The sequence below is a fragment of the Paenibacillus paludis genome (genome assembly GCF_042610515.1).
Classification (GTDB): domain Bacteria; phylum Bacillota; class Bacilli; order Paenibacillales; family Paenibacillaceae; genus Paenibacillus_AQ.
This window is the reverse complement of the sequence record NZ_JBGJZP010000011.1, coordinates 68,866-81,034: the sequence shown is the minus strand read 5'-3', so window position 1 is coordinate 81,034 and position 12,169 is coordinate 68,866. Positions and strand designations below refer to the sequence as shown.

At 50.7% G+C, this 12,169-nt stretch carries 11 protein-coding genes; 5 read left to right on the top strand and 6 right to left on the bottom strand.

All coding sequences use genetic code 11. The features are described 5' to 3' along the window. Positions 1-3: 3 nt before the first annotated feature. Both ACAN56_RS21145 and ACAN56_RS21140 read right to left on the bottom strand, forming a co-directional pair. Positions 4-681, bottom strand: a complete 678-nt coding sequence (locus tag ACAN56_RS21145) for a PspA/IM30 family protein (RefSeq protein ID WP_038596387.1) — start codon at positions 679-681, stop codon at positions 4-6. Positions 682-728: 47 nt separating this feature from the next. Next, positions 729-1,031, bottom strand: coding sequence for a LiaF transmembrane domain-containing protein (locus tag ACAN56_RS21140; RefSeq protein ID WP_038596389.1), 303 nt, complete (start codon positions 1,029-1,031; stop codon positions 729-731). 255 nt (positions 1,032-1,286) lie between these two features. Here ACAN56_RS21140 and ACAN56_RS21135 point away from each other — a divergent pair, with 255 nt between their 5' ends. The 5 genes from ACAN56_RS21135 to ACAN56_RS21115 all read left to right on the top strand — a co-directional run bounded on the left by ACAN56_RS21135 (position 1,287) and on the right by ACAN56_RS21115 (position 8,703). After that, entirely contained in the window at positions 1,287-1,973 is a 687-nt protein-coding gene (locus ACAN56_RS21135) for a response regulator transcription factor (protein ID WP_038596391.1), read from the top strand. Continuing rightward, positions 1,970-3,004, top strand: coding sequence for a sensor histidine kinase (locus ACAN56_RS21130; protein WP_379145630.1), 1,035 nt, complete (start codon positions 1,970-1,972; stop codon positions 3,002-3,004). The genes ACAN56_RS21135 and ACAN56_RS21130 overlap by 4 nt, the downstream gene beginning before the upstream one ends. Before the next feature lie 89 nt (positions 3,005-3,093). Beyond that, positions 3,094-3,798, top strand: coding sequence for an ABC transporter ATP-binding protein (locus tag ACAN56_RS21125; RefSeq protein ID WP_038596393.1), 705 nt, complete (start codon positions 3,094-3,096; stop codon positions 3,796-3,798). Next, positions 3,795-6,326: an FtsX-like permease family protein gene (locus ACAN56_RS21120; RefSeq protein WP_379145627.1), complete on the top strand. Its 2,532-nt coding sequence runs from the start codon at positions 3,795-3,797 to the stop codon at positions 6,324-6,326. The genes ACAN56_RS21125 and ACAN56_RS21120 overlap by 4 nt, the downstream gene beginning before the upstream one ends. A gap of 184 nt (positions 6,327-6,510) precedes the next feature. Further along, a complete protein-coding gene (locus tag ACAN56_RS21115) occupies positions 6,511-8,703 on the top strand; it encodes an alpha-galactosidase (protein ID WP_379145625.1) in 2,193 nt (730 codons plus the stop codon). Positions 8,704-8,802: 99 nt separating this feature from the next. On the opposite strand, the gene ACAN56_RS21110 is transcribed toward ACAN56_RS21115, so the two are convergent. The 4 genes from ACAN56_RS21110 to ACAN56_RS21095 form a co-directional block, all read right to left on the bottom strand. Then, positions 8,803-9,750 carry a helix-turn-helix domain-containing protein gene (locus ACAN56_RS21110; RefSeq protein WP_379145623.1) on the bottom strand — a complete coding sequence of 316 codons (948 nt, stop codon included), beginning with the start codon at positions 9,748-9,750 and terminating at the stop codon, positions 8,803-8,805. A 27-nt stretch (positions 9,751-9,777) separates the two neighbouring features. Next, positions 9,778-10,749, bottom strand: coding sequence for a drug/metabolite exporter YedA (gene yedA / locus ACAN56_RS21105; protein WP_379145621.1), 972 nt, complete (start codon positions 10,747-10,749; stop codon positions 9,778-9,780). Positions 10,750-10,760: 11 nt separating this feature from the next. Next, on the bottom strand, positions 10,761-10,955 hold the full coding sequence (locus ACAN56_RS21100; protein ID WP_379145617.1) for an Lrp/AsnC family transcriptional regulator: 195 nt from the start codon (positions 10,953-10,955) through the stop codon (positions 10,761-10,763). 601 nt (positions 10,956-11,556) lie between these two features. After that, entirely contained in the window at positions 11,557-12,123 is a 567-nt protein-coding gene (locus ACAN56_RS21095; RefSeq protein WP_379145615.1) for a GbsR/MarR family transcriptional regulator, read from the bottom strand. Between the last annotated feature and the right edge of the window lie 46 nt (positions 12,124-12,169).

Sequence of the window (12,169 nt, the reverse complement as noted above, 5' to 3'; positions counted from 1 at the left end):
GTACTACTCCTTTCCGTCATTGTTAAGCTTCTCCTTCAGACGGGCCATTTCTCTTTCCAGTACAGTTGCTACGGTTTCTCCAGCCTGCACTGCGTATTCCTGCCCCATCCGGCGCAAATCGCGCAGACTTTTCGCTTCCAGCTCCCAGTCGTTCATCCGGTCTTCCAACCGTCCGAACATCTTGGGAACATCACCGCCGTTGCCGTAGGTTCCGGCTCTTTGGTTCATCCGCTGCTGAAGCCTCAGCGACTCCATCCGTGCTGCATAATACTGGCGTTTGTTATATACGGTCTGATATTCGACTTTCAGTTCATTAAGCTGGCTTTCCAGCTCATACAGCGATACTTGGCTCTGTTCCAGCAGCCCGCTGTACTGCTCCAGCTTTTCCTCGTGAATGATCTTTTCCTGCAATGCCAGCTTGGCGAGATGATCCTCTCCTGCCTTAAGTGCCAGCAGCGCCTGTTCTTCACGCTTATTCTTCATGGCCGTTGCCTGGTTGACTTGCTGCTGCAATTGCTTCGTGTGGGAAGCGTATTGCTGATAGAGTCTTTCAGCTTCACTGATTTCTTCACGGGTTGAATGGAGAAATTGATCAATTAGCTTCACAGGGTCCTGGCTTTGTTCCAGACGTTCATTTAGATTAGCTACGGTGATATCCCTCATGCGGCGAAAAACACTCATGATTTCCTGCTCCCTCCCTGCTTCTTAGTAAGTAAACTTCTAAAAACTTAGTATGTTCTGTTTTGTTTGCCCTTCAGTACTGAGATTCCCCAAACCACAAGCGCGATACCGAGCAGGGGTCCGATGATCCAGGAAAGCTTGGCAATCAGCGACATGACACCGATGAACATTACGATCCAGCCGATAATTTTGCGTCCGCTTTTAATTCCGTAGTATCCGAGAACAACCAGCAATACCGGGAATAGAATTCTGAAGACTCCATGAATCAGAGGAAGCGCAATACCCATCAGCATTATTGCTCCGAGCACGATCAGCACAACCGCAAGTCCGTTACCTTTTCTATTTTGCATTTTCTCACCGCCTTTCGTTGACCTCAACCTTATAACCTTATTCTAGGGTAAACCGCAGACTTTCAAAACAGACCGTGGACGGTTTTATAAACTGGACCTTAGTCGGGGCAGGGGTAGGACTGCAGGCTGCCGAGAGCGGAAACAAGCCTAACTCTCTGCCGGGAGAGACTTTAAACATCGCTAGTGTGTATAATTGTTGCAGGTATCCCTTAATATAGCTTCTGCAGCATGCAGAGGAACAAAGGAGCACACACCTTGAAGACATTGTTAATCGTTGAAGATGACCGGAGTCTCAATAAAGGCATCGCCCTGACCCTTTCCCAGAATGATCTATCTATACAGCAGGCTTACGACATAGCCTCAGCGGAGCTGCTTCTCTCTTCCCTTAAGATTGATCTTATTATTCTGGATATCAATCTTCCCGACGGAAGCGGGCTGGATTACTGTGAGAAGATCCGAAGAACCTCGCAGGTGCCGATTATCTTTTTGACCGCGAACGACATGGAGCCTGATATCGTTACGGGGTTTGAGCTGGGAGGCGATGATTATATTACGAAACCGTTCAGTCTGATGGTCTTAAGGGCAAGAGTCATGGCCGTCCTCAAAAGATCTGCCCCGCACAGCGAGGACAAAGTAACGATAGGACCCTTAACCTTCGATTTTGAAAAGCTGGAGTTTTATAAGAACCAAGAGCAACTGATCCTTAGCAAAACCGAGCTGAAGCTGCTGAAAATATTTGTCACGAACCCCGGCATTATTTTAAATAGAGAACAGTTAATCGACAAGATCTGGTCGCAGGAGGCTGAGTTTGTGGATGAGAACGCGCTGACAGTAGCTGTCAAACGGCTGCGGGCCAAGATCGAGGACGAGCCTTCAGCTCCACAATACATAAAAACAGTCTACGGCTTGGGATATCTATGGGCGGAAAGGCCAAACCCGTGAGCAGCAGCAGACAGATCCACTACTCCAAACGCATTAGCCTTTTATTTTCGGCAATCTTCATTCTCCTGGTATTCGGCTATGCGGGAGTGGTCCTTTTTCTGCAAGGGGATCATCCGGCTCTCCCGGAACTCACTGCACTTTTTGTCTCTTTAATGCTCGTCATGGGTGCTGCCTGGAACTGGTCCTTGCGGCGGCAAGTTACATCCTTCGTGGATACGTTGGATGAAATGGTGGACCGGGCGATCTACGGACGGGAGAAAATGACCGATTTTGAAGAAACCCTCCTCTCTTCCATGGAACATAAATTGTTGCGTTACATTGAGATCTCCAAAGCGAATGAACAGAACCTGGAAACGGAAAAGAACAGAATCAAAGAGCTGATCTCGGATATTTCACATCAGACCAAAACACCTCTTTCCAATATCATGATCTATAGCCAGCTGCTTGCCGAAGTCCCGGAGCTGGATGGAGAATCCCGGCAACTGGTGAGCCATATTCAGTCGCAATCAGAAAAACTCGAATGGCTGATTACCTCCCTAGTCAAGATGTCCCGGCTGGAAACGGGGATGATCACCCTGCACAGCACGGTCAATCCGGTGATTCAGACGATAACCCGGGCCGTATCCCATATCTATACCCGTGCGGAAAGTAAACAGATCGATATTCATATCGGATGCAATCACCTTACAAAAGCCCGTCATGATCCGCAATGGACCAGCGAGGCCTTATTCAATCTTCTGGAAAATTCGGTAAAGTATACAGAGGCAGGCGGTAAAATTTCCATCGTGACTGAAAGCAATGAAATGTTTACCCGGATAGATGTTTCGGACACAGGCATGGGAATTCCCCAGGATGAGCTTAAGCACATCTTCAAACGATTCTACCGGGGACACAGCGCCAGGGAGTATGAAGGCATTGGAATCGGGCTTTATTTGACGCGGAGGATTATCAGCATGCAGGGAGGTTTTATTACAGCGGTATCCGAGCCAGGCAGAGGAACAAAGATCTCTATGTTTCTACCCCAAATCTAAATGTGTCATTATCATCAGATTTCAGACACTGTCCAGTTAGAATTGTCTGATATCTTAAGAGCATCAAAGATTATGGAGGATGAATCACCATGCCTATATTAAGAATAGAACACCTCAAGAAATATTATGGCAAAGATCCGCAGACGACGGTTAAAGCGCTGGACGATGTCTCTCTGTCTGTAGAAAAAGGCGAGTTTCTGGCCATTGTCGGCACCAGCGGCAGCGGAAAAAGCACCCTGCTTCATATGCTCGGCGGCCTGGACCGGGCCACTGAAGGCAAGGTGATTGTGGATGGGAACGATATCTTTGCGATGAGTGATGAGAAATTAACGATTTTTAGACGCAGATCGGTTGGTTTCATCTTTCAGAGCTATAATCTGGTACCGATTCTGAATGTGCTCGAAAATATATTGCTTCCTATAGAACTCGACGGCGGCAGAATTGATCAGAAATATCTGGATGAAGTGATCCAGGCTCTGGGACTTCAGGAGAAAATCCACAATCTGCCGTCTAACCTTTCCGGCGGGCAACAGCAGCGTGTTGCGATTGCCAGAGCGCTGGCAACTAAACCTTCCATTATTCTGGCTGACGAACCTACAGGGAATCTGGACAGCAAAACCAGTCAGGAGGTTCTTATTCTGCTGAAGCAGCTGAGCGAGAAATTCAATCAGACCATTGTCATGATTACTCATAACGAATCCATCGCCCAAACTGCCGACCGCATTATTAGAATTGAAGACGGACGCATTGTTTCCGGCAACGAGACGATATCCACCGGGGTTAAGACGTTATGATCACAACCAACAACCGCAAAATTGTAAACCGTCTCGCTCTAAAAAGCCTGAAAGCCAATCCAATGCGTAATCTGGCTGTAATCAGTGCGGTCATCCTGACTACACTGCTCATTACCTCCATCTTCACCATGGTCTTGAGCATCAACAAATCGATGGAATTAGCCCAGATGAAAACGGTTGGCTCTGACTTCCACGGAGGCTTCAAATATCTGGCGCCGGCACAGGTTGAAGCGCTGAAGAAACATCCCTCCATCCGGGAATACGGGGTTACAGTTAATGCAGGAGATTTAACAAATGATGTGTTCAAGAATAGTCGGGTAGAGGTTTTGCAGATGGATGAGAACAGCGCAAAGCACGGTTTTATAAAATTCATTGAAGGCGGGTTACCTGCCGCAGAGAACGAGGTCGTGCTAAACACCTGGGTGATGGATAAGCTTGGCATCAGGCATGCGCTGGGCCAGCGGGTTGCTCTGGATATAGATATCGGGGAGCGCGTGATTCAGCAGGATTTTATTGTTTCGGGGTACTATTACGCGGACAGAAACCTGGCCATGTCGGGGCTGGCTTTGGTATCGGAGGCTTTTGTAAACAAGAACCTGTCCACTATCGATCGGGAGAAGTCCATAGCCAGCGGTTCTTATGTGAATACCGCCGGGCTAAGTGTGATGTTCAGCAATGCCGTCGATATCGAAAAAAAGCTCAATAAGGTACTCAAGGACACAGGTGTAGATGCCCCGATCGGGATAAACTGGGGGTACACAACTTCCTCCCTTTCGGATAATATCATCAAATTTGTTCCCTATATGGGAGTCATACTCATTATCATGCTCAGCGGATATTTGCTGATTTATAATATCTTCTACATATCGGTAGTGCGGGATGTCAAATTTTACGGCCTGCTGAAGGCAATCGGAACCACGCCGCGACAACTGAGGAGAATTATTATTAGTCAGGCACAGCTGCTGTACATTGTAGGACTGCCATTTGGCCTCGCTTCCGGTTATGGCATTGGCCGGTGGTTGACCCCATTGCTTAGTAACATCTCTCCTGAAACTATGGAAGCCTCCTATTCAGCCAGCCCGTGGATATTTATTGGGGCTGCCGTGTTCTCCTACCTGACGCTTTGGATCGCTGCCAGCAAGCCGGGCCGGATGGCCGCACGGATCTCACCGGTGGAAGCAGTCAGATTCGCAGGTGTGAGCGTGAAACGGCGGATGAACAAACGCTCAACACGCGGGGCAAAACTTTACAGTATGGCCTTCTCCAATCTGTTCCGCAATAAAAAGAAGCTGTTTCTTATGCTGACCTCGCTTTCCTTAAGCATGGTCTTGTTCAGTGTTATCTTTACCGTGATCTCATCGCTGGATGTCAATAAGTACCTGGAGACTTATATTGCCGGTGACTTTGTAATCCGCAATAACGCTATCTTGTATACCGAAGGCGAACAGGCCGGAGATCCTTACAAACTTTCGGCAGCGTTCAAAAGTACTCTGGATAAGATTGACGGAGTCGAACAGGTGGACAACGTATATTATAAATTCGAAAAATACACTTTGGATGACACGATACGCGCTGCACTGAAACCTCAAGCAGAGACGCCTCAACCCGAACCTTTCCTTGTACAGACTCTTAAGAATAACTTCATTATGCTTGATCTGTACGGCATTGATGACGGCTGGTATGATCTGGTGCAAAAGGATGTTATTGAAGGAACCTTCGATAAACAGAAGTTCGCTTCCGGTAACTATGTGCTGGTGACAGAGGCTATGATGTATGGGGAAGATGCTTATGAAACTTATTATCATCCCGGTGACTCTATCAAATATGAGGGTCTGGGAAAGAGTTATGAAGTCATGGCCGTTTTAAAGCTCGATGCCCTTTATGCAGCAACTACTCAATCATATCCAATCTATGGGTACAACACCTTCCTTCCCGCCTCAGAATTAACCAAGGAGCTGCCGGCGGGAAGCAATCCGCCTATGGGATTGTCAGCAACCATTCACGCCGATCCGGCCAAGCTGAGCAGTGTTGAACAGGAGGTTAAGTCCATTGTAGCTTCAAGTGATGAGCTGGTCTTCAAATCAAGAGAAGATTACAAGGAGGAGCTTGGCTCGTTTATCCGCATTTTCCAGACGGTCGGCTACGGTCTCAGCTTTGTCATTGCGCTCATAGGCGTCCTCAATTATATCAATACAGTCATTACCGGGGTTATTACCCGCAGAAATGAATTCGCCTTACTGGAGAGCATCGGCATGACCAAGCGGCAGTTGAAAAAGGTTCTAGTCTATGAGGGAATGTACAATGTCCTGTTGACCGTGGCGATCACCTCCAGCTTAGGCCTATTTCTGACTTACATCATTTCCAAAAACATAGCGGATAATATAGCCTTTACAGTCTACCACTTCAGCTGGCTGCCGTTTGTTCTGGTCATTCCGGTCCTGGCCGCTATTGCGTACACTGTAACGCTAAGCTCCTACAGCCTGCTGACCAAGGCGACGGTTGTTGAAAGATTGCGGCAAGCAGAATAACCCCTAACGATGAAGCAGATCCGGGCAGCCGGGTCTGCTTTTTAAGGTCCGTCCCTTTATCCAATTGCAAAAGAGACTACATTCCTCCATATTCATTCTGCATTCCTCCATACGTTTGACTGCGAAACAGACTTATAATGAGGCTGTCTCATTACTTCAGCATCCACCTTAGGAGGTTATTTCCTTGTCCATTCACTATGATGCGAAGCTGCAAATCTTCCATCTGCAAACTGAAAATACCAGTTATGTATTCGGCCTGGCCCGCGGTACGTATCCCCTACATCTGCATTGGGGCAAAAAAATCCGCAGCTCTGCCGTTTCCGATTTATTCGATCCCGGAGCTATGGGCTTCAGCAGCACCGTTGATCCGGCAGAACCTTCGCTTTCCCTGGATACACTCCCCCACGAATATCCGGGATATGGTTCGGGCGATTTCAGGGAGCCCGCTTACGTAGCTGAGCTGGCCAACGGCACAACGGTCACGGAACTGGCTTACGTGTCCCACAGCATCCTCAAGGGGAAACCGGCGCTGGAAGGCCTACCTGCTGTATACGCCGAGTCTGACGAGGAAGCCGAAACGCTGCAGCTGGTGCTGGAAGATTCACTTGCCGGCCTCAGGGCCGAACTGTCTTACACGGTCATGAAGGGTTTCGATACCATTATCCGCTCGGCCCGGCTGATCAATACCGGAACCGACCCGCTTAAGCTGAACCGTGCCTTGTCCCTGGCGCTCGATTTCCCGCATGATGAATTCGAGCTGATCCATCTTTCCGGCTCCTGGGCCCGGGAACGCCATTTGGTCCGCGCCCCGCTGCGCAGCGGAAATCAGGGCATCGACAGCAAACGCGGAGCGAGCAGCCATCAGCAGAACCCCTTCCTGGCCCTGCTCTCCCCGAATACCGGGGAAGACAGCGGAGAAGCCTATGGCTTCAGCCTTGTCTACAGCGGCAGCTTCAGTGCCGGGGCCGAGGTGGACCAATACGGGTCCACCCGGGTCACGATGGGCATCAACCCCTTCGGCTTCCGCTGGCTGCTTGAGCCGGGCGAAAGCTTCCAGACGCCGGAAGCTGTACTTGCTTATTCCGATGCGGGGATCGGCGGCATGTCCCGTATTTACCACCGCTTGTACCGTACCCGTCTGGCAAGAGGGCTGTACCGCGATGAACCGCGTCCGGTGCTGATCAACAACTGGGAAGCCACCTATTTCGGCTTCGATGCGGACAAGATCGAAGATATCGCCCGTGCCGGACAAGTGCTTGGCATTGAGCTGTTCGTGCTCGACGACGGCTGGTTCGGCCGCCGGGACGATGATTCCACTTCCCTGGGAGACTGGTTCGTGGATAAACGCAAGCTGCCGCAGGGCCTGTCCGATCTGGCGGAACGGGTGAACCGGCTTGGCATGCAGTTCGGCCTCTGGTTCGAGCCGGAGATGGTCTCCCCCGACAGTGAGCTGTACCGTGCCCACCCGGATTGGTGCCTGCATGTGCCAGACCGCAGACGCAGTCAAAGCCGCAATCAATTGATCCTCGACCTGTCCCGGCCGGAGGTCTGCGACTACATTATAGATGCCGTTAGCAGCGTATTATCCTCGGCTCCGATCACTTATGTCAAATGGGATATGAACCGCCATATGACGGAGATCGGCTCCGCGTCGCTGCCGCCCGGGCGCCAAGGGGAAACTGCCCACCGCTATATGCTGGGGCTGTACCGGGTAATGGAAGAAATCACATCCAGCTTCCCGCATGTGCTGTTCGAGAGCTGCTCCGGCGGCGGCGGCCGGTTCGATCCGGGCATCCTGCACTACATGCCGCAGACCTGGACCAGTGACAATACCGATGCCGTAGAGCGCCTCAAGATCCAGTACGGCACAAGTATTGTCTATCCGGCCAGCGCCATGGGCGCACATATCTCGGCTGTGCCGAACCATCAGGTTCACCGCAGCACCCCGCTCTCCATGCGCGGCGATGTGGCGATGTCCGGCAACTTCGGGTATGAGCTGGACCTGACCCGGTTCACCGAAGAGGAGCAGGCGGAAGCGGCTGCCCAGGTTGCCTTCTACAAAGAAATCCGTTCGCTTGTTCAGCAAGGGGATATGTACCGGCTGCTTTCGCCGTTTGAAGGCAATGAAACGGCTTGGATGTTTGTAGCCGAGGACCAGTCCGAGGCATTGGCCGGCTACTTCCGTGTGCTGGCCGGACCAAACACCGCCCGCCCCCGTCTCCGCCTTCAGGGACTTGATCCGGACAAGGATTACATCCTTAAGGAAACCGGCGTTATATACGGCGGAGACCGGCTGATGTATGCCGGCCTGCTGCTTCCCGAGCTGCATGGCGATTTCCAGAGCAAGCTGCTGCATTTTGTTGCAGTTGAAAAGTAAATACATTTTCAAACAAGCAGGCCCGCAATGGATGGTGCCTGCTTGTTTTTTAAGCAACAATTTCGATATCGGAGACCACCTCACAGGCAACCTGCGAACTTATTTGGTAAAAAGACTCGTGGTTAACCCCTCCATAATCCCTTTACCAAGAAAAGGGGCAAGCGGTAGGACGGCTCCCAGACCTTGTTCCTCCACAAGCTTCCGGGCACACTCATTCAATACTTCCTCGCTCAGAAAAGGAGCAAGCGGTACCAGATCAATAAACTCTCCGCGTTCGCATGTCTTCCTGGCACATTCATCTAACACTTCTTCACTCAGAAAAGGCGCCAGTGGTAAAAGGTCGATTATTTCCCCGCTCTCCATAGCCTTCCGTGCGCATTCATCCAGCACTTCTTCACTCAGAAAAGGGGCCAGCGCCACCAGATCGCCGATTGGCCCGATCTCTATCACCTTCCTGGCGCATTCATCCAGTACTTCCTCACTCAGAAAAGGAGCCAGTGCCACCAGATTGCTGATTGGCCCGATCTCTATCACCTTCCTGGCGCATTCATCCAGCACTTCATCACTCAGAAAAGGAGCCAGCGCCACCAGGTCGCCGATTGGCCCGATCTCTATCACCTTCCTGGCGCATTCATCCAGTACTTCCTCACTCAGAAAAGGAGCCAGCGCCACCAGGTCGCCAATCGGCACATTGGCCTTTACATGCTCAAACACCTCTTCAATTTGTTCCGTCTTAAGCAGCGGCGCAACTTCCAATATTTCTATTGCAGATACCTCATGCTGATGCAGGTAATCCTCAGTTGCATTTTCCAGCACACTTGTTAGGATCGCTGTCCCCCTACCCTCTTCCAGAATCTCCTCAATAGAGACATTAAAGATTTCCGCCAGCTCCGGGAGCTTAGAGATATCGGGCATGCTTGCGCCCCTCTCCCAATTGCTGACCGCCTGATAGCTGATTCCCAGCTTATCCGCAAGCCCCATTTGCGTGAGCCCTGCGGCCCCTCTTAATTTAACGATATTCCTGCCTACCTTTAGCATATCGAACATGTTACCACCCCTTCAGCTGTGATGTCCTCAGTGTATCGATTGCTGCTGATTTTGCATATCAAGCGCTGCTTGAGTGCTTGCCTTCTGCGGCCTGCCGCGGAAAACGGTCACCAAAATTACAGCAGCGATAATAATAACGGCAGCGGTCAGGGTGTTCACGGTTATCTGTTCGCCTGCCAGCAGCCAGCCAAGCAGCACGGCAACTACCGGATTGACGAAGGCATAGGTCGAAACCAGTGTAGGATCGGCGTTTTTTAGCAGCCAGATGTAGGCCGTGTAGCCTATAATCGAGCCGAAGACGATTAGATAACCCAGAGCTGCGTACGAACGGAGGGAAATGGCCGGAACGTCCATCTTAGACCAGTCGCCGGTAAAGAAGGAGAAAACCAGCAGCAGTGCGCCACCTGTCAGCATTTGCGCAGCCGTTGACATCAGCGGAGAATCCGGTATCCGGGCGCTGCGTGAGTACATGGAACCTGCCGCCCAACTAAGGGAAGCTGCCAGCAGGGTAATAATGCCGATCAGGTCGGTTGCAGTGCCATTGTCTCCCTGCCCCGGCTGGAAGACCAGAACGGCGATGCCCAGCAGTCCAAGCACAATCCCGGCAATAACACCGGGATTTGGACGCTTGCCGCTGCGGCCAACCCACCCGAACAGCATCATCCAGACGGGCACCGCAGCGACGATCAGAGAAGCAATAGAGGAAGAGACCCTTTGCTCCGACCAGGCCACCAGTCCATTGCCTCCAAGCAGCAGCAGTGCGCCGACGATGGCCGAAGACCGCCACTCGCGTCCTGCCGGGCGCTTAGCACCGCTTAATCTGGAAATGACATAGAGTAAAGCTCCGGCCACAAAAAAGCGGATTCCGGCCATCAGAAAGGGCGGCATGGTCTCTATCGCGACCTTCATGCCGACATAAGTTCCTCCCCAAAATAAATAAACAGACAACAACGCGATGCCAACCCCATACATCGCGTTAGCTCCATTCTTTTGCAGCATACTGCACCTTCCTATCTTATAAAAATGCCGATGATCTTGCCTGTCGTTTCCTTGAAGCTCTGGCTGACCACCTTCACTGAGATCATGACTTTGATTTTCTGATCCAGCTTGCCCCAGTCCACAATCCCCTTGTAGCCTTTGATGACTCCGTTCTTCTCCAGCTTACCTACTCTTTGATGTACCGAGGGCCGCGAGATGTACAGCAATATGTGTCGTCAGCACCGCTATATACTACACGCTGTCATAGGTCGGCTCGCTCCGCACAACGCAGCCATAGATACGCTCGAATTATATCGGGTCCACAGTCAATCACCTCATACCGCCAGTATAAATGATTCGGCTCACCTTATGCAGCCCTGTGAAATAGGAGAGCAAGATTACGACAGTACCTGTCTTCCTTGCAGCAACCCAGGAACAAATCGACCAAAGCGGAATCCAACAACGCCATTGTTGCCCTTGAAAATAACGAATTGCAGGCTGTTTTTGTACATGCAAAAAACCCTCAAGACGGAATCCGTATGAGGGTGGCTTAAGCGCTGCTGGCCCGATAAATGTATTTACTACAATAAAAATGCCGTGCAACCGTTTATTTTTAGCTTTAGATGTATTCTGTACAGTTAAAAAAGGACGATAGACTCCTTTTAGCAGGATGAGCTTTAGATAGGTGTACCAAGTACAATTAGCTCCGTTTTATTGCCGATTTCTTCCCTTTTAGTTGCATAGAATGCAGTTACAATTGGAAGATGGCACCTCTGAGCTGTACACAAACTAACCAAAGAGATGAAGCTGTACTCAGAGTTCAGGAATTCACTCCCTGCCGGGCAGTCCGGCCCCGCCAAAAAACTCTCCTTCCTCCAGCCCCGACACAAACCGCTGCAGCCAGGCATAATATTCTCCCGCATGCTGGAGCTTGTCCAGGTCCCGCAGGCAGGCCTGCCGTTCCTCTTCAGGAGTGTCCTTCGCCTGGATCAGCTCCTGAAGCTCTGGCATCACCGTACCCATCGCCTCCTGCATGACATCAATTTCCCGCTGAAGCTTCAGGGTGAAGAAGTTTTTGAATGCCTGAAAAAAATCAGTCTCGGCTACATACAGCTCCTTTCGCTCGCGTTTCTCGTCCAGCTTGGTCACCATCCGGGAAGCGATCAGGGAGCGGACGCCGTAGCTCATATTGCTTTTGCTCATATTCATGACCTGCTTCATTTCCTCCAGCGTCATCGGCTTGTCCTCAAAGAACATAATTCCGTATAGCTGCCCGTAAGAATAATTCGCTCCATATAAATCCATCGTCTGCGCTATCGCATCAATCATCGGTCGCAGCAGTTGCTCCCGTGGTGATAAATGCTCGTTGTCCTCGCCAAATGCGGCCTGTTTCATTCGCTGCACCTTCACTCTTTTTTAGAATCGTTCCCTCTACATTACA

What these genes read in the sequence shown, in the direction of transcription:
- ACAN56_RS21145 (WP_038596387.1), bottom strand. Translation starts at nt 681, where the DNA reads ATGAGTGTTTTTCGCCGCATGAGGGATATCACCGTAGCTAATCTAAAT.
- ACAN56_RS21125 (WP_038596393.1), top strand. Translation starts at nt 3,094, where the DNA reads ATGCCTATATTAAGAATAGAACACCTCAAGAAATATTATGGCAAAGAT.
- ACAN56_RS21110 (WP_379145623.1), bottom strand. Translation starts at nt 9,750, where the DNA reads ATGTTCGATATGCTAAAGGTAGGCAGGAATATCGTTAAATTAAGAGGG.
- ACAN56_RS21140 (WP_038596389.1), bottom strand. Translation starts at nt 1,031, where the DNA reads ATGCAAAATAGAAAAGGTAACGGACTTGCGGTTGTGCTGATCGTGCTC.
- yedA (WP_379145621.1), bottom strand. Translation starts at nt 10,749, where the DNA reads ATGCTGCAAAAGAATGGAGCTAACGCGATGTATGGGGTTGGCATCGCG.
- ACAN56_RS21095 (WP_379145615.1), bottom strand. Translation starts at nt 12,123, where the DNA reads ATGAAACAGGCCGCATTTGGCGAGGACAACGAGCATTTATCACCACGG.
- ACAN56_RS21120 (WP_379145627.1), top strand. Translation starts at nt 3,795, where the DNA reads ATGATCACAACCAACAACCGCAAAATTGTAAACCGTCTCGCTCTAAAA.